General features: G+C 32.3%; 15 protein-coding genes. 14 read left to right on the top strand and 1 reads right to left on the bottom strand.

What is annotated here, in order from left to right:
- Positions 1-68 precede the first annotated feature (68 nt).
- The 11 genes from rpsD to AABL85_RS03630 all read left to right on the top strand — a co-directional run bounded on the left by rpsD (position 69) and on the right by AABL85_RS03630 (position 13175).
- Positions 69-674, top strand: coding sequence for a 30S ribosomal protein S4 (gene rpsD / locus AABL85_RS03680; protein ID WP_253113371.1), 606 nt, complete (start codon positions 69-71; stop codon positions 672-674).
- 25 nt (positions 675-699) lie between these two features.
- Positions 700-1692: a DNA-directed RNA polymerase subunit alpha gene (locus AABL85_RS03675; RefSeq protein WP_006259471.1), complete on the top strand. Its 993-nt coding sequence runs from the start codon at positions 700-702 to the stop codon at positions 1690-1692.
- A 32-nt stretch (positions 1693-1724) separates the two neighbouring features.
- Positions 1725-2201 (top strand): 50S ribosomal protein L17, encoded by a 477-nt coding sequence (gene rplQ, locus AABL85_RS03670; RefSeq protein ID WP_006259470.1) that lies wholly within the window; start codon positions 1725-1727, stop codon positions 2199-2201.
- 105 nt (positions 2202-2306) lie between these two features.
- The gene (gene carA / locus AABL85_RS03665) at positions 2307-3431 is read left to right on the top strand and encodes a glutamine-hydrolyzing carbamoyl-phosphate synthase small subunit (protein ID WP_341309257.1); all 1125 of its coding nucleotides are present in this window, start codon (positions 2307-2309) and stop codon (positions 3429-3431) included.
- Positions 3432-3527: 96 nt separating this feature from the next.
- On the top strand, positions 3528-4820 hold the full coding sequence (gene eno / locus AABL85_RS03660) for a phosphopyruvate hydratase (protein ID WP_286415826.1): 1293 nt from the start codon (positions 3528-3530) through the stop codon (positions 4818-4820).
- A 341-nt stretch (positions 4821-5161) separates the two neighbouring features.
- Positions 5162-6448 (top strand): citrate synthase, encoded by a 1287-nt coding sequence (locus AABL85_RS03655; protein WP_006259467.1) that lies wholly within the window; start codon positions 5162-5164, stop codon positions 6446-6448.
- A 105-nt stretch (positions 6449-6553) separates the two neighbouring features.
- Entirely contained in the window at positions 6554-7468 is a 915-nt protein-coding gene (locus AABL85_RS03650; RefSeq protein WP_286415828.1) for a dimethylarginine dimethylaminohydrolase family protein, read from the top strand.
- Between the two features lie 10 nt (positions 7469-7478).
- A complete protein-coding gene (ctlX, locus tag AABL85_RS03645) occupies positions 7479-8414 on the top strand; it encodes a citrulline utilization hydrolase CtlX (RefSeq protein ID WP_341309256.1) in 936 nt (311 codons plus the stop codon).
- A 144-nt stretch (positions 8415-8558) separates the two neighbouring features.
- Entirely contained in the window at positions 8559-10682 is a 2124-nt protein-coding gene (locus tag AABL85_RS03640) for a TonB-dependent receptor plug domain-containing protein (protein ID WP_341309255.1), read from the top strand.
- Positions 10683-10732: 50 nt separating this feature from the next.
- Positions 10733-12124: an HmuY family protein gene (locus AABL85_RS03635; RefSeq protein ID WP_341309254.1), complete on the top strand. Its 1392-nt coding sequence runs from the start codon at positions 10733-10735 to the stop codon at positions 12122-12124.
- A gap of 175 nt (positions 12125-12299) precedes the next feature.
- Positions 12300-13175: a hypothetical protein gene (locus tag AABL85_RS03630; RefSeq protein WP_341309253.1), complete on the top strand. Its 876-nt coding sequence runs from the start codon at positions 12300-12302 to the stop codon at positions 13173-13175.
- On the opposite strand, the gene AABL85_RS03625 is transcribed toward AABL85_RS03630, so the two are convergent.
- On the bottom strand, positions 13172-14140 hold the full coding sequence (locus AABL85_RS03625; RefSeq protein WP_341309252.1) for an AraC family transcriptional regulator: 969 nt from the start codon (positions 14138-14140) through the stop codon (positions 13172-13174). The genes AABL85_RS03630 and AABL85_RS03625 overlap by 4 nt on opposite strands.
- Positions 14141-14270: 130 nt before the next feature.
- On the opposite strand from AABL85_RS03625, the gene AABL85_RS03620 reads away from it, so the two are divergent.
- From AABL85_RS03620 to xpt, 3 genes are all read left to right on the top strand, one after another.
- Positions 14271-14933, top strand: a complete 663-nt coding sequence (locus tag AABL85_RS03620) for a class I SAM-dependent methyltransferase (protein WP_341309251.1) — start codon at positions 14271-14273, stop codon at positions 14931-14933.
- A gap of 71 nt (positions 14934-15004) precedes the next feature.
- Positions 15005-16339 (top strand): MATE family efflux transporter, encoded by a 1335-nt coding sequence (locus tag AABL85_RS03615; RefSeq protein ID WP_341309250.1) that lies wholly within the window; start codon positions 15005-15007, stop codon positions 16337-16339.
- A gap of 152 nt (positions 16340-16491) precedes the next feature.
- Positions 16492-17058: a xanthine phosphoribosyltransferase gene (gene xpt, locus AABL85_RS03610; protein WP_286417764.1), complete on the top strand. Its 567-nt coding sequence runs from the start codon at positions 16492-16494 to the stop codon at positions 17056-17058.
- The last annotated feature ends 952 nt before the right edge of the window (positions 17059-18010 follow it).

Below are 18010 nucleotides of genomic sequence, written 5' to 3'. Positions count from 1 at the left end.
AGGAATAGATTATCGGAGGAAAGTGACCTGAATTCATAATCCCTACCTTTTTTCAATTTTATTAAGAAATGGCAAGATATACTGGTCCACAAACAAAAATCGCACGTAGGTTCGGTGAAGCAATTTTCGGAGATGATAAATCTTTAGAAAAAAGAAATTACCCTCCAGGACAACATGGTTTAGCAAGAAAAAGAGGTAAGAAATCTGAATATGCTATCCAGTTATTGGAAAAACAAAAAGCTAAATATACTTACGGTATTTTAGAAAAACAATTCAGAAACTTATACAAAAAAGCTGCTGCAGCTCGTGGAGTTACTGGTGAGGTATTAATTCAATTATGTGAATCAAGATTAGATAACGTAGTTTACAGAATGGGAATTGCTCCATCTCGTAGAGCTGCACGTCAAATCGTTTCTCATAGACATATTACTGTAAATGGGGAGTTAGTAAATATTCCTTCATACCAATTGAAACCTGGTGATAAAGTTGCTGTTCGTGAAAAATCAAGATCTCTAGAGACTATCGAACGTTCATTATCTAATTCTAGCGCTGTTTACGAATGGATTACTTGGAATCCTGAAACGTTAGAAGGAACATTTGTTTCTGTACCTCAAAGACTTCAAGTTCCTGAAAACATCAAAGAACAGTTAATCGTAGAGTTGTACAACAAATAATAATTGACATTCAGTCGAAACAAATATGGCAATATTTAATTTTCAAAAGCCCGATAAAGTTATCATGATTGATTCGACCGATTTTAAAGGCAAATTCGAATTTAGACCTTTAGAACCGGGATATGGATTGACAATAGGTAATGCATTAAGAAGAGTTCTTCTTTCTTCTCTTGAAGGATATGCAATTACTTCAGTTCGTATTGAAGGAGTAGATCATGAGTTTTCTACTATCGCTGGTGTAGTTGAGGATGTTACTGAAATCATTCTTAACCTAAAACAAGTTCGTTTTAAACGTCAAATTGAAGATGTTGATAATGAAACTGTTAGTATCTCTTTCTCTGGTAAAGAACAGTTGACTGCAGGTGATTTCCAGAAATTCATTTCTAGTTTCCAGATTCTGAATCCAGAATTAGTTATCTGTAATATGGATAGTAATGTAACTATTAATATGGATCTTACTATTGAGAAGGGAAGAGGTTATGTACCAGCTGAAGAGAATAGAAAACCTAATGCTCCTATTGGTACTATCTTTACTGACTCAATTTATACTCCAGTTAAGAACGTTAAGTATGCTATCGAAAACTATCGTGTTGAGCAAAAAACTGACTATGAGAAGTTAGTTTTTGATATCATTACCGATGGTTCTATTCATCCAAAAGATGCGTTAACTGAAGCTGCAAAAACATTAATACACCACTTTATGTTATTCTCAGATGAGAGAATTACATTAGAGGCAGATGAGATTGCACAAACTGAATCTTATGATGAGGAATCTCTTCATATGAGACAGCTTCTAAAAACTAAACTAGTTGATTTAGATCTTTCAGTTAGAGCATTGAATTGTTTGAAAGCGGCTGAAGTAGATACATTAGGAGACTTAGTGTCATTTAACAAAAACGACTTGATGAAATTTAGAAACTTCGGTAAGAAGTCTTTATCTGAATTAGAAGAGTTAGTGGCTGTTAAGGGACTTAATTTCGGGATGGATCTATCAAAATACAAATTAGATAAAGAATAAACTAGACTGTAAAGTCTAAATTCTAGTAAGAAATGAGACACGGAAAGAAAATAAATCACTTAGGTAGAAAAGCAGGACATAGAAATTCTATGCTTGCTAATATGGCTTGTTCTTTAATTGAGCACAAGCGTATCAATACTACTGTAGCTAAAGCTAAAGCTTTAAAGCAGTTTATTGAGCCATTAGTAACTAAAGCTAAAACTGACGATACTCATAACCGTCGTGTTGTTTTCTCTTATTTGAGAGACAAAGACGCAGTTACTGAACTATTTAGAGAAGTAGCTCAAAAAGTAGGAGATCGTCCAGGTGGATATACTCGTATTATTAAATTAGGTAATCGTTTAGGAGATAACGCTGATATGGCTATGATTGAGTTCGTTGATTTCAACGAATTATACAATGTTGCTAAAAAAGAGGCTAAAAAATCTTCAACTCGTAGAGGTAAAAAGAAAGCTGCTGAAGCTCCTGCGACTGAGGCAACTTCTAATGAAGCTGAAACTAATGAATAGTATCAACAAAATTTATTTTTGTTATTTATAATATTAAGGACATTCTTTATAAGGATGTCCTTTTTTTTTTATTTTTGCTAAAAATTAATACAACACAACAATACAATGGAATATTCAGAAAGAAAGAAGGCAGTTTTGGTTTTAAAAGATGGAACTGTTTTTTTTGGTAAGTCGGTTGGTGTAGAAGGTACAGCATACGGAGAGATTTGTTTTAACACTGGAATGACAGGTTATCAAGAAATCTTTACAGATCCTTCTTACTTTGGTCAAATCATGTTGTCAACAACAGCTCATATAGGTAATTATGGGGTTAATGTTGATGAAGTTGATTCTGATGGAATTAAGATTTCTGGTTTAGTTTGTAAAAACTTTAGTTATTATCATTCGCGTCCAAATTCAGAATCAGATTTATTGACTTATTTAGAAAAGGCTAACCTTATAGCTATTTCTGATGTTGATACACGTGCTCTTACTGCTCATATTAGAGATAATGGTGCTATGAATGCTATTATTTCAACAGACGGTAAATCAATTGAGGAGTTAAAAGTGATGTTAGAGAGTGTTCCTTCTATGGAAGGACTTGAGTTGTCTTCTAAAGTATCTACTAAAGAGGCTTACTACTTTGGTAATTCTAATGCATCTCATAAGATTGCGGCAATTGATTTTGGTATTAAAACTAATATATTACGTTGTTTCGAAGAGAGAGATTGTTATGTTAAGGTATTTCCATACAATGTTTCTTATGATGAGTTAGTTGCATTTAGTGCTGATGGATATTTTCTATCTAACGGACCTGGTGATCCACAAGCTTTAGCAAAATTAGGAGTTCTTGACACAGTTAATAAAGTTATAGATTCTGGACTTCCAGTTTTTGGTATTTGTTTAGGACATCAGTTGATTGGATTATCTCAAGGTGTGAGTACTTTCAAGATGTTTAGTGGACATCGTGGCGTAAATCATCCTGTTATGAATTTAAAATCTACTCAAGGTGAGATTACTTCACAGAATCATGGATTTGCGATTAATAAAGAAGAGTTGAGTAAACATCCTAATCTTGAACTGACACATTTACATTTAAATGATGGTACGGTAGCTGGTATGAAGATGAAAAATAAGAATGTTTTTTCTGTACAATACCATCCTGAATCTAGTCCTGGACCTCATGATTCAAGATATTTATTTGATGAATTTGTTGAGAATATAAAAAATAATAAAGGAGCTACTGTGTAGTTCCTTTCGTTATATATAAACTTTATTTCTTATCTGTATTAAGTAAGTTCAATTAAAGTTGTAAATTTGTTTATACTAAATTTTAAGACACAATTTATGAGTACAATTATTAGTGTGCATGCACGTCAGATATTAGATTCTAGAGGGAATCCTACAGTAGAAGTAGATGTTATTACTGAAAGTGGTATGTTAGGCCGAGCTGCAGTTCCATCTGGAGCTTCTACAGGTGAGCACGAAGCAGTAGAATTACGCGATGGCGGTAAAGCTTTTTTAGGAAAAGGGGTATTAAAAGCTGTTGATAACGTAAATAACATAATTGCTGAGCACATCGTAGGTGTTAGTGTTTTCGAACAGAATACTATTGACCAATTGATGATTGAATTAGATGGTACTAGTAATAAAGGAAATTTAGGAGCCAATGCTATTTTAGGTGTTTCTTTAGCTGTAGCTAAAGCGGCAGCAAATGAGTTAAGAATGCCATTATATCGTTATGTAGGTGGTGTTTCTGCAAATACGCTACCTGTTCCAATGATGAATATTATTAATGGAGGGTCTCACTCTGATGCTCCTATTGCATTTCAAGAGTTTATGATCATGCCTGTAAAAGCAATAACTTTTACGCATGCTATGCAAATGGGAACTGAGATATTCCATCATTTGAAAAAAGTTTTACATGAGAGAGGATTAAGTACGGCAGTAGGTGATGAAGGTGGATTTGCTCCTACATTAAAAGGTACTGAAGATGCTCTTGATTCTATTAAGTTAGCAGTTGAGAATGCAGGTTATAGATTTGGTGATGAGATTATGATTGCTTTAGACTGTGCTGCTTCTGAGTTTTATGTAGATGGTAAATATGATTACACTAAGTTCGAAGGAGAATTAGGTAAAGTACGTAGCTCTCAAGAGCAAGCGGATTACTTAGCTGAGTTAGTGGAGAAATACCCAATAATTTCTATTGAAGATGGTATGTATGAAGATGATTGGGATGGTTGGAAGTATTTAACTGATAAGATAGGTGATAAAGTTCAGTTAGTAGGTGATGATTTATTTGTTACTAATGTAGCTAGACTAGAGCGTGGTGTTAATGAAGGTATAGGTAACTCTATTTTGATTAAAGTAAATCAAATAGGAACACTTACAGAGACAATAGCTGCTGTTAATATGGCTAAAAATGCTGGATTTACGTCTGTTATGTCTCACCGTTCTGGTGAAACTGAAGATAGTACAATTGCTGATTTAGCTGTAGCATTGAATTGTGGACAAATTAAAACTGGTTCTGCATCAAGATCTGATCGTATGGCTAAGTATAATCAGTTGTTAAGAATAGAGGAAGAATTAGGTGATATAGCTTACTACCCTCAAGGGAATGCTTTTAAAGTTAAAAGATAGTTCTTTTATAAGTAAAAAAGCGGTAGATATACTTACATATCTACCGCTTTTTTGTTTTTTGGTATAGTTATAGTGGAGTTGAACTATATTCTTAAATTAATGTATTGTGAATAATTCTTTTTTTTAACTATTATGATGTGTTTATGATTATTTAGAGTATCTTATTTTTTCATTCGTTTTGATAGTCTCTAAAATGAGGTTTTTTGTTCATTTTTAATGATTAGTTTATGAATATGACTTGTATGTATGCATAATAATTCCTATCTTTCCTACTGAAAAATTACTAGAATATGTATGCTAGTAGTGAGTAAAACTTGTAAAAAAAATAAAATAATAACAATATGTCTAAAACAGCTTATATAGAGGTTGACGGTAAAAGACATGAGTTTCCTGTATTAGTTGGTACTGAGAATGAAGTAGCAATTGATGTGTTGAAATTACGTGCTTTAACTGGAGCTATTACTTATGACCCAGGTTATAAAAATTCTGGTGCATGCAAGAGTGCAATTACATTCTTAGATGGAGAAGAAGGAATCTTGAGATATAGAGGATATTCTATTGAAGAATTAGCAGAATATTCTAACTTCTTAGAAGTTTCTTATTTGATTATCTTCGGAGAACTACCAACTCAAGAGCAAATTGAGAAATTTGAGAATGATATTAGAAAGTATTCATTAGTAAATGAAGAAATGAAAAATATCATTGACGGTTTTCCTAAGACTGCACACCCTATGGGAGTGTTAGCTTCTTTGACTAGTGCTTTAACTGCATTTAATCCAAAAGTAGTAGATGCTGATTGTTCAAAGTCATTGTATGAGGCTGTATGTAAGACAATGAGTAAGTTCTTAGTAATAGCAACTTGGACATATAGAAAAGCTAAGGGATATCCTTTAAATTATTACGATAACACTAAGAGTTATGTGGATAACTTCTTAAGATTAATGTTTGCTTTGCCAACCGAACCTTATGAAATCGATCCAATCATTAAAAATGCAATTGATAAGTTATTTATTTTACATGCTGATCATGAACAAAACTGTTCTACATCTACAGTACGTATGGTAGGTTCTTCTCATGCTGGATTGTTTGCATCTGTTTCTGCTGGTGTTTCTGCTTTATGGGGGCCACTTCATGGTGGAGCTAATCAAGCTGTATTAGAAATGCTTGAAGCAATTCAAAATGACGGTGGTGATGTAGAGAAATATCTAAATAAAGCTAAAGATAAAGATGACTCATTCCGTCTAATGGGATTCGGACATAGAGTTTATAAAAACTTTGACCCAAGAGCTAGAATCATTAAAAAAGCAGCTGATGAAGTATTAGGAAAACTAGGTGTTGATGATCCTGTTTTAGATATTGCTAAAAAATTAGAAGAAGCAGCGCTTAAAGATCCTTATTTCGTAGAAAGACATTTGTACCCTAATGTTGATTTCTACTCAGGAATTATTTACAGAGCTTTAGGTATTCCTACAGAAATGTTTACAGTGATGTTTGCTATTGGACGTCTGCCAGGATGGATTGCACAGTGGAAAGAAATGAGAATTAATAAAGAACCAATCGGAAGACCTAGACAGTTATATGTTGGTGAAGCTTTAAGAACATTTGTTCCTATGAAAGATAGAAAATAATATTTTTTTATATGTTTAAAAGGCACCCTTAATTAGGGTGCCTTTTTTGTTTTCTAAAGAATTAAGTAGAGAGTATTTTGTTATATTTGTGGAAAATCAATATTTATGCTTAAGTTAAACGTTAAGAATGAAACCTCGAGATTGCGGGCCGTGGTCCTAGGTACTGCTAATAGTATCGGACCCACACCTACAGTAGAAGAAGCTTACGATCCTAAGTCGTTAGAACATATAAAAGCAGGTACTTACCCTGTAGAATCAGATATGATTCAAGAGATGGATGCTTTTAATAAAGTATTCGAGAAGTATGATGTTAAGGTCTATAGACCTGAAATCATAGAAGATTACAATCAAATTTTTACTCGTGATATTGGATTTGTTATTGAAGATAAATTCATTAAAGCGAATATCCTTCCAGATAGAGATCGTGAATTACATGCAATACAGTATGTGTTAGATCAGATTGATCCTGCATCTATAATCTCTGCTCCAGAAGAAGTACACTTTGAAGGAGGAGATGTAATGCCTTGGAATGATTATATTTTTATAGGTAGCTATAAGCGTCCAGATTATAAAAATTATATTACCGCAAGAACAAATCAACTAGGAGTTGATTTTATAAAAGAATTATTCCCAAATAAAACAGTTTTGTCTTTTGATTTGGTTAAGTCTAAGACTGAGCCACGCGATAATGCATTACATTTGGATTGTTGTTTTCAACCAATCGGAAATGATAAAGGGATAATTTATAAAGGTGGTTTTTATGATGAAAAAGAGTACTATCAATTAGTAGAAATTTTCGGTAAAGACAACTTATTTCACATAGAAAGAGAAGAAATGTATCATATGTTTTCGAATGTATTTTCGATTAGTCCTGAAGTTATTGTCTCTGAACGTAATTTTACAAGATTAAATAATTGGTTAAGAGAAAATAACTTTGTTGTAGAAGAAATACCTTATGCAGAGATTGCTAAACAAGAGGGATTATTAAGATGTTCTACATTACCTTTGATACGTGATTAATATATTAGATATGAACCAAACTACGAATACAATTTTGATGATTCGCCCTGTGGCGTTTCGCATGAATGAACAAACGGCTGTAAATAATTACTACCAAAAAGTTCTTGATAATACCACTCCTGAGACGGTTAATGCTAAAGCACAACAAGAGTTCGATGCCTTTGTAGAAAAGCTAAGAGCTGTGGGTGTTGATGTTATTGTAGTAGAAGATACTGTAGATCCGGATACTCCTGATAGTATTTTTCCAAATAACTGGATTTCTTTTCACGAAAGTGGAGAAGTTGTTCTTTATCCGATGTTTGCGGAGAATCGCAGATTAGAAAGAAGAGAAGATATTTTAGATTTATTAGAAGATAAAGGGTTTGAAATTACTGATATCTGGGATTATACTTCCGCAGAAGAAGACGAGTTATTTTTAGAAGGTACAGGTAGTTTGTTACTTGATAGAACTAATGAAAAAACATACTGTGCTTTATCGCCTCGTGCCGATGAAGGACTAGTTATTGAGTTTTGTGAAGAATTTGAAAATGATCCTGTTATATTTGAAGCTTTTCAGACTGTAGATGGAGAGAGAAAGCATATTTATCATACTAATGTAATGATGTGTTTAGCTGAAACTTTTGCTGTTATTTGTGCTGATTGTATCGATGATAAACAAGAGAAAAAAAGTGTACTTAATAGTTTGAAAAGTTCTGGAAAAGAGGTGATTACTATTACGGAAGAACAGGTCAATAACTTTGCTGGTAATATGCTTCAAGTAAGAGGAAAAGATGATCAGCGTTATTTAGTGATGTCAACGCAAGCTTATAATAGTTTAGATGCTAATCAAATAAAAGCAATAGAAAAGCATTGTCCAATCCTACACAGTAGTTTAGATACTATTGAAGCTTGTGGTGGAGGAAGTGCTCGCTGTATGATGGCAGAGGTATTTTTACCTAAGAAGTAGACAGATGTTTATTGTGATATACTGAAAACGAAGCAATAGCTTCGTTTTTTTATTTATAAAATAATTATTTAAAATGAATTTAAATAAGATATTTTTCTATCTTTGCAATCAAGAAATCATCTAAATAAAAAATAAAACGAATAAATGAAGCGTAATACCATATTTGTACTGAGTGCTTTTTGTGCGATTCCAGCATTTACTTTTGCTCAAGTACAAGATACTATAACGCCACCCAATGCTAATCTTGGAGAAATTGTTATCTCTGGACAATATAGTCCACAATCTATAAATAAAGCTGTTAATAATGTAACAGTTCTGAATAGACAACGTTTAGAAAATTTAGGGGCAGTAACTTTAGCTGACGCATTAAATCAAGTAATGAATATATCTATATTACCCAATGCAGGTACAGGTAGATCTACTGTGAAGATGTTTGGTTTAGATGCTCAGTATTTTACAATATTAATCGATAATGTACCTATGATTTCTGATGAGGGATTTGGTAATAATACCGATCTAACTCAGATTAACTTAGATGATATTGAACAAGTAGAAATTGTAGAGGGAGCGATGGGGGTTGACTATGGTGCCAATGCAGTAACAGGAATTATAAATATCATTACTAAGAAAAATAATATTCATGATTGGAATGTGAATTTCTTTACACAAGAAGAGACTGTTGGTGATGAATATAATTTAAAGAATAAAGGAAAGCATATTCAAGGGTTAACGATAGGACATAATATAAATGACAATTTATATGCAAGTGTTAGTTATACTCATAATGATTTTAAAGGATGGTTTAATAAGAGAGAAGGTTTTACTTATTATGGTGATGAAGATAAGAGAGGACATGAATGGCTACCAAAGAATCAAAATAATGTAAAGGCTCTTTTAAACTATCATCATAAGTCTTATCGTGTATTTTATAAGTTTGAATACTTTGATGAGAGAATGAAGGATTACAATAAGACTTTTGAAATAAATGAAGATCCTGTTTTCGAAACGATTGATCCTATTGCAAAAGATCGTATTACAAATACAAAAAGATGGTCTAACGTTCTAAATACTTCAGGAAATTTTCAGAATCTTTTTCGTTTCGATTTGTCATTTACTTATCAAAAACAGGAAAGGGAGATTGATTTCTATAGATATAGAATAAAGTATGATGAGAAGTTTGATAGAAATTCCTACAAAAGCGAGAGTAGAGAGGTTTTCTTTTCTAGAGGAACTTTTAGTGATTTTATTAAATGGGAGAGAGCTAGATTCCAAGTTGGATATGAAGTAGCTAATAGCAAGGGATATTCATTAATGAGTGAATCGTTAGGTGAATCTCCTCAAAGTAAATCTTTAGGAAGTTATGATTTTTATGCGTCATCAGAGATTGATGTTTTGTCTAACTTCATGATTCGCCCTGGATATCGCTTAATGACATCAAATACTTTTGATAGTCAACATGCTATGAGCTTAATGCTTAAATATGTATTACCAAATGATTATGAAATTCGTGCGACTGTTGGGACATCGCCTCGTTTGCCTAATTATGAAGAGTTGTATACATATTTTGTAGATGTGAATCATGACTTACAAGGTAATCCAAATTTGAGCCCTGAGAAAGGGAAGACGTTCTTTCTGAATATAAAAAAAACAGCTGAGTTTAGTGATGATATTGAATTTAGTAGTAGTTTGACTGGACGTTTTTTGAATGTACAAGATAAAATAGATGTTATACAGATTGTTGATCCATCAGGTCTTAAATATAAGTATCACAATGTTAATCGTTATAGAAATATAGGGGTAACATTTTTGAATCAATTGCGTTGGAAAACATTAGATGTAGGTCTTGGTTTTACCTATTCAGGAGCTGCTCAGCAAATATATGGTGCGCCTAGTGATACGGATAAGTTCTTATATACTCCTGAAGTGACAGCTAATGTTAGTTATAAATTGCCAACTACAGGAACGATGTTTTCTTTATACTATAAATTTAATGGAGAAGAGTATCGTTATAAGATGGAGTCAGATCTTTTTGGTGAGTATTATATAAAAGGAAAACAAGAAAGTTATTCTTGGATGGATTTCAGTGTGCGCCAGCCTTTCTTTAAGAATATGTTATTTGCTACATTAGGAGTGAGAAATATATTTGACGTTAAAGATTTAACATCAACTACTAGTTCTGGTACTGCACATAGCTCTTCTTCTCCTTCACAACCGTTAGGGTATGGAAGAAGTTTCTTTGTGAAATTACAATATAAATTAGGTTTTTAATGATGATGAGACGTTTATTACATATTAGCATATTTATTGTATCTTTTTTTATGATGATTTCATGTGAAAAGGATTCTAAGAATGGTAATAATGACACAAGAGATTTTATTGTAGCTTATGAAGAACAATCAATTAGTTACGGAGAGATTATAGATAAAAAAGAACTTAGTGTGGTTTTTTCAGAACCTGCAGCTGAAGCGGGTAGTATAGAAATGAGGGTTTCTGAAGTAAATGCTAGATATGATATAGATTACAACACCATTCCAAGCGCTAAAGCTGGTGTGTTAACTATTCCTTTTGCTAAAGGTGATCGAAAAGTAAATTTTGTATTCAATAATCTAATCTATCCTTATGATCGATCTGACAAAACAGTTCAATTTGATATCATAAAGGTTAATTATTCAGTTAAAGAACCTAAGATACAAGGATATAATGTAATGGTGGTTAGTTTTGATACTGCGATAGGAGGGCTTTTAATGCCAGCTATTGGTGGACCTAGTCAACCAAAACAAGTATATGTAGATTTAGGGGGAAAAGCAATGTATCCAGTGCAACGTGATTCTTGGGATTTAGCTTTTTATTCTGATAAAGAATTTAGAGTAAAGTTAAACGGTTCGATATATATGGCCACAAGTGCTTTATCAAGTATAGATATTGATAAGGTGAGAGAAAGTGATGTAACGAGCCTAAAAACTCAAGTACAGATTGGGACATTTGATCCAGCGAATGTAGCTTATATTGATGCTCCTATAGGGGATTTAAATGCTACTGCAATAAAGGAAATTAAGCTTAATGCTGATGAAAATAAAGTTTATTTAGTAAATTTAGGTTTTAAGCCTGGTACTACTAATGTGGCTGCAGGTTCTGTAAATGTGACAGGTGATAGTAGAGGGTGGCAAAAGATTAGAATCTTAAGAAAAGAGCAAGGGTATCTATTACAATATGCAGATTTAAACGATAGTACGCATAGAGAGGTTTATATAGAAAAGAACTTAGCTTATAACTTTGTTTTCTTTAGTTTTGACACTAATAAGATTGTTAATGTTGAACCGACTAAACAAAAGTGGGATTTAAACTTCACTGTATTTACAAATACGGTTGATCAAAACGGAGATCCTAAAGGTTCTTATGGTTATTCTGATTTTATTGTGAATAACAGATATGCTGGTGTTACTGCTTATAAAGTTACAATACCTGAGAAAGATAAAACAATGTATAAGAATTTCTCTTTAGCTGATGTAGATAAAGGAGCACTGTCTTTAGACTTACGTACTATAGGGGGTACGTGGAGAGATGTAGCGAATGATAAAAAATTATTCACTAATATCTTTTACGTAATTAAAGATTCAAAAGGCAACTATTATAAGATGCGTGTATTGAGCTTTATGAACGAAAAAGGAGAACGTGGATACCCAAGATTTGAATATAGCCTATTAAGGTAATTTAAAATATTACATAACTATTTGTTGTCGCAGGTTATGTATGTGATTCAATGTAATCATACAGTACTTCAAGTATTTGTTGTTTATTGAGTTGTTAGTTTATTTTTGTTAGAAAACCCCAAGATTGTCGCTCTTGGGGTTTTTTTATTACTTTTAAGTTTTTAATCTGTTCATTATGCCTTTAGTTACACAGTCTAATAAGATTCTACATCCTCTTTTCTTACTATGCTTAGCCTTGCTTCTGTGTAATGATTTTTGGATGAAAGAACAGTTTTCTAATGTGATAACGGGCAAACTATCAGATTTTACAGGACTATTTATCTTCCCATTTTTTTGGTCTGCCTTTTTACCAAAATACACTAGAGGTATTCATATTAGTACAGTGTTAATTTTTATATGGTTTAAAAGTTCATTATCTACCCCTGTCTTATCGTGGCTTAATGGTGTTGGATTATCTATAGGACGAGTAGTTGATTATACTGATTATGTGGCTTTAGTCAGTGTATTGTTATCTTATTATGTATTTAATAAGATAACTATCCATAGGTCATATCGCGGTGTTAAAGCAGGAGTGATTTATCTTTCTATCTTTTCTTTTATGGCAACTTCTCAGATTCCAAAAGTATCTACTTTTTATCCGATTCAAAATGAGAAGTATTATTTTAAAGGTACGAAGAGAGAACTGATTCAAAAATTGAATGAAGTTCAAGTAGAAAAAGTACAGGAGTGGAATAAGAAAATTACTCCTGTCCAAAGGGCTATTGTAATTGACTCGGTTAATAATTTGATACATTATGAACTAAATGATCAATATATACTCGGTAAATTACTAGATATGGGAGATGTGAATAAAGATAGTGTTTATTATGACTCTGATTTAATTAAGTTCGTGATCACACAAGAAGATGGAAGAGCTAAAATAACTCTCCTTGAGATTATGGTTAAAGCTCATGGCGTAAGAGATATTGATATAACTAAGCTACCATACCCTAAAAAGGAGATTAGAGCTTTTAAAAAGAATTTAATAAGACCTTTGAAAAATAAATTCTAAGTATTCCTGTATTTAGCAGGTGTAGTTTGGTACATACGTTTAAATGCAGAAGTGAAGTGTTGTACATACTCATATCCACAATAGTGTGCTATTTCCTTAATAGGTATTGTTGTGTTGCGCAATAATTTATGAGCGTATTCCATTCTTAATTGATATACATAACCAAATACTGTAGTATTGTAGATCTCTCTAAATCCTTTTTTGAGTTTATAGTCATTTAATCCTACTTCAAGCGCAAGTTGTGATAAACTTAGAGGATCTTGATAGTTTTGTTCAATGAGTTTTTTAGCTTCTTCAAGTTTTTGCTTATCTGTTATAGATATTTTAGTTAATCCTTTATTGGAATTTGAATGTATGTATTGCTCGAATTGTAACAGGAGTAATTCTTTACATTTTATATCTAGGTATAATTGTTTCATAACACCTGTTCTATTTGTATTATAGATTTCAGTAAGAATTGTTTTTATCTCTGTAGTTACTAAAGCATTATTTTGGAATAATTGCTTCTTGGTTTTATGGATAGGAGGTACTAGACCTTCATATTCTTTGATTATAGAGTTGACATGATCTTGAGTGAACAGCACTTCAAGGTATTCATTACTATTTTCATTTTGTTTAAAAGTACCTTGTAGTTCTTTTTGTAGATATAGGTTGTGTTGATTTCTATTAAATTTTACATGATTATAAGCGGAGTTAAAATCAGATCTTCCGTTTAGACAAAAGTGCATTTCATAGAAAGGTTCATCTGTATACATCTCTATAGAGATATCCTTTTTTATATTCATCACCCCAAAGCATAAAATAGAATTCTGATTATAATATTCAGTTACTTTACTTTCTACTATGTCATTTTGTACATGTATTGTTTTACACTTCTCTAGATTACCCATATTTGAGTATAAAGAGCGATATCTTTTCTCTAGTAAGATTTGTTTTGTACTAATGTCCTTAATGATCATTTCCATAATAATCCGTTTTGCGTAAAGTTTACTCCTTTTAAGGTAACAACTATTTTAATTAGATGAATGAAATTTGCACAAATATAATTATTAAGATTAATTCTAAATAGTTATATTTGGTCAAAATTTATAGTATATGGAGCCAATGGATAATATTGAATTAGCAAAACAGCTTAGATGTCCTAGTGGAGATGATGGAGTAAGAGTTGGAAATAGGATGTATGCTTCCAATAGCAATATGATTTATAAAACTATTGACCGCTTAAACATTAAAGCAGGGATGCATATTCTAGAATTAGGATTTGGCAATGGTCGTCATGTACCATATCTATTCTCTAGAGAAAAGAACTTGAGTTATGAAGGCATTGAGCTGTCTGATGTGATGCTAAGTGAAGCAACAGAATTCAATAAAGAATTGATAAAAGAAGATAAAGTCAAGTTATCTTTAGGAAACGATGCTGGGAGAATGGATTTTGAAGACAAATCTTTTGACATTTTCTTTTCTATCAACACTATTTATTTTTGGGAAGAGCCAAATAAATACTTTCAAGAGATATATCGTATTTTACGTTCAGAAGGACAATTGACGTTATCATATATTCAGAAGGACTTTGCTCTAAAACAAACTTTCGCCACAGAAGAAGTTTTTCATTTTCATAAGACAGAGTGGCTTATTCGTTTATTAACTAATATTGGATTCTATAATATAGAGCAATGGCAGTATATGGAGAATACAACTAATAAATTGGGACAATCTGTTGTGCGTCCATTTGTTATTTTAAAAGCAACTAAGCTGTAAAGAGAATACTTCTTTTATCCCTGTTTGTAATGTTTATTAAGTAAGAATTATTAAATCATTCACTTATAAATATGGATAAACAGAAACAATTGATTTTAAAAGGCAGCTTGCCTAATGTGATGTGGCAGATGTCTTGGCCAGCTATTATAGCGATGGTCTTGTTTGGGCTAAATAACTTTTTAGACGGTGTCTTTGTAGGGCACCTGATTAATGATACAGCATTGGCAGCTGTAGGGATAGCTTTTCCATTAGCACAGATAGGGCAGGCTATCGGTAGTCTTATAGGTACGGGTGCAGGTGCCGCTATTAGTATTTGGATTGGAGCAGATGATCAGAGTAATTTGGCTAGATGTTTAGGCTCAGTTAATTTTCTTAGTATTTTATTCTCTGTAGTTTTTATGTTTCCAGCCTATATTTTTGCGGATGAGCTTATCTATTTAATGGGAGGTAGAGGTGAGATAGCTATTTTAGCTTCTCAGTATTATAAGGTTATTCTATTAGGTACTTTCTTTTGGGTACATGGTTTAGCGTTGAATATGATGATTCGAGCAGAAGGAAAGATGAAGGTTGCGGCTCTGATGATAGCGATTGGATTAATAATTGATATTGCACTTAAGCCTATTTTTATTTCTACATTAGGGGGAGGGGTCGTTGGCGCAGCTTGGGCTACTAATGTATCTATGATTGTTTACACTATTTTAGGTATTGGCTATTATCATTTTTCTAAATCATCTTTTAAGACTAATATTTGGTCAATTTTTAATGATAAAGTAATTACTCAGCTTATTATTAAGTTAGGAATGCCTGCTATGATTATGATGGTGATGGTTGTTATTCAGAATATTGTTATTTTTAATGCCTTGTCTAAGTATGGCACAGATAGTGATATTACCTTTTTTACAGCTGTCAATCGTTTTTACTTATTATTATGTACTCCTATGTTTGGACTGATGCGTGCACTTCAGCCAGTAGCAGGGATGAATTATGGTGTCCAGAATTATGTTCGTACTAAGCGATCGTATGTGTTATTTACTTGGACTGGAGTAGGGCTATTATTACCCTTCTGGTGTTTAGTAATGTTTTTTCCTCAGGATGTTTTATCCTTAATGATACCGAATCAATTATTCTCAATAGACCAATTGATAAATTTTCGTGTCTATATGAGTGTTTTGTTGGTGTTGCCAGCTATATTTATGGGCATGGTTTGGTTTCCATCTGTAGAGAATGCGAAGCCAGCTAGTTTGGTTGCGCTTTTTAGACAGCTAGTTTTGTATGTTCCTATTATGTTAGTTGTGCCCCGTATTTTTGGGATTAATGGTATTTATTGGGCAAGTGCTTTGATTGACTGGGCTATTTTTATTGTTGTGATTTTTGTGTTAAGACGTAGTTTTAAGACGATGGTGTAAACTAATATAAGAATAGAAGCTGTTTTTTTTAGCTTGAGTAAAGAATTTAAGGGAACTAGGATAGGGATAAAAGGATTATGCGTAAATTCGCTTGCAATTTTCAAAGGAAGTTAGTCGTCCTTTTCATTTTATAATTATACAACACAACATATATGGAATTATTAAGAGAGAGAATTTTGCAAGATGGAAGATGTTTTGAAGGAGGTATTTTAAAAGTAGACAGTTTTATCAATCATCAGATGGATCCTGTACTAATGAAATCTATTGGAGTAGAATTCGTAAGAAGATTTGCAGGAACTAATGTGAATAAAATTATGACTATTGAGGCTAGTGGGATTGCTCCAGCTATTATGACAGGATATTTGTTAAACCTTCCTGTGGTATTTGCTAAGAAGAAAAAACCTAGCACAATGGAGAATATGTTACATACACAGATACACTCTTTTACTAAGGATAGAACGTATGATGTAGTTATCAGTAATGATTTTCTTCAGCCTACAGACAATGTTTTATTTGTAGATGACTTTTTAGCGTATGGTAATGCCGCTTTAGGAGTACTAGATTTAATAAAACAGTCTGGTGCTAATTTAGTAGGAATGGGATTCATTATAGAAAAAGCATTTCAAGACGGACGCAAGTTAATAGAAGATCAAGGAGTAAGAGTAGAATCTTTAGCAATAATAGAAGATCTGTCTAACTGCACGATTACAATTAGATAAAAGTTTAGAATAGTTTTATATTCATCTACAGCCCTGGCTTATACAGTCTAGGGCTTTTTTGTTGCTGTACTTTAATTAGTCTTGTTCAAGAGTGCTACAATATCTGTTCAATATTGCTTCAATAAACAGGTGCTCAGGTAGAGTAATCTTGTAGAAATGTTGAAGAGGTGTTGAAGAAAAGGGTGTGAACAGAGATTATCTAAGGGGTAGGGAAGAGTTGGTTATTTAGGTAGAAAATAGTAGTAATATTTGTTAGTGGTTGATAAACAGTTGATTACTGTGTTTTTTACTCAAAGTGAGAATAAAAAAACTACATCTATTTTTCTTTAAAACAAGGTAATAGCTACTTTATAGCGGTGTTTTCTTTAAAAAAACAGGACTCTATACGTATAGATATTATAAAAAGGAAGATATAACACCTCTATATAAGGTAGTATAGTATGTATAAATCGCTAGAAAGGTCATAACAAGGGATATTCTCAATATTTACTCCTATATATAATAGAGTACAATATTAAATACATTTCACTATCCAGCCTTACGTATATATAGTATAGGGATGCCATAGCGCAATAACTTTTAAAAAAAGATAAAAAAACTTTTACTTGTAAAAGGTGATATAATAGATAGTTAAGAAATAGTTTTTAAAAACCTTGAAAATAATTCAAAGATAAGTTTGGAAGTAAAGGAAAAGATACTACTTTTGCATCCGCATTAGAGAAGTGATAGCGACTCTAGAGGCAGACGATCATACACAAAAAGAGAAGCAAGAATTACTTGAAATAAACTTTAAAAAATTTACGAAAATAAATTTGGATAAGTAAAAAATAAGGTAGTATCTTTGCGGTCCGCTTCAGTAAAGACGGGGCTTAGTGAAAAAATAAGAAAAAATATTTTCTAAAAAAGTTTTGCTAATTCGAAATAAGTTTTTACTTTTGCACTCGCTTTGAAA

This window comes from Myroides odoratimimus (genome assembly GCF_038039805.1).
Classification (GTDB): Bacteria; Bacteroidota; Bacteroidia; order Flavobacteriales; family Flavobacteriaceae; genus Flavobacterium; species Flavobacterium odoratimimum_B.
The sequence above is the reverse complement of the archived record's forward strand: the minus strand, read 5'-3'. Positions and strand labels throughout refer to the sequence as shown.

Bases quoted from the DNA above. Each gene is read 5' to 3' on its own strand.
- rplQ (WP_006259470.1), top strand. From the start codon at position 1,725: ATGAGACACGGAAAGAAAATAAATCACTTAGGTAGAAAAGCAGGACAT.
- AABL85_RS03635 (WP_341309254.1), top strand. From the start codon at position 10,733: ATGATGATTTCATGTGAAAAGGATTCTAAGAATGGTAATAATGACACA.
- AABL85_RS03640 (WP_341309255.1), top strand. From the start codon at position 8,559: ATGAAGCGTAATACCATATTTGTACTGAGTGCTTTTTGTGCGATTCCA.
- eno (WP_286415826.1), top strand. From the start codon at position 3,528: ATGAGTACAATTATTAGTGTGCATGCACGTCAGATATTAGATTCTAGA.
- AABL85_RS03630 (WP_341309253.1), top strand. From the start codon at position 12,300: ATGCCTTTAGTTACACAGTCTAATAAGATTCTACATCCTCTTTTCTTA.
- AABL85_RS03620 (WP_341309251.1), top strand. From the start codon at position 14,271: ATGGAGCCAATGGATAATATTGAATTAGCAAAACAGCTTAGATGTCCT.
- rpsD (WP_253113371.1), top strand. From the start codon at position 69: ATGGCAAGATATACTGGTCCACAAACAAAAATCGCACGTAGGTTCGGT.
- ctlX (WP_341309256.1), top strand. From the start codon at position 7,479: ATGAACCAAACTACGAATACAATTTTGATGATTCGCCCTGTGGCGTTT.
- carA (WP_341309257.1), top strand. From the start codon at position 2,307: ATGGAATATTCAGAAAGAAAGAAGGCAGTTTTGGTTTTAAAAGATGGA.
- AABL85_RS03650 (WP_286415828.1), top strand. From the start codon at position 6,554: ATGCTTAAGTTAAACGTTAAGAATGAAACCTCGAGATTGCGGGCCGTG.
- AABL85_RS03655 (WP_006259467.1), top strand. From the start codon at position 5,162: ATGTCTAAAACAGCTTATATAGAGGTTGACGGTAAAAGACATGAGTTT.
- AABL85_RS03625 (WP_341309252.1), bottom strand. From the start codon at position 14,140: ATGGAAATGATCATTAAGGACATTAGTACAAAACAAATCTTACTAGAG.
- AABL85_RS03675 (WP_006259471.1), top strand. From the start codon at position 700: ATGGCAATATTTAATTTTCAAAAGCCCGATAAAGTTATCATGATTGAT.
- xpt (WP_286417764.1), top strand. From the start codon at position 16,492: ATGGAATTATTAAGAGAGAGAATTTTGCAAGATGGAAGATGTTTTGAA.
- AABL85_RS03615 (WP_341309250.1), top strand. From the start codon at position 15,005: ATGGATAAACAGAAACAATTGATTTTAAAAGGCAGCTTGCCTAATGTG.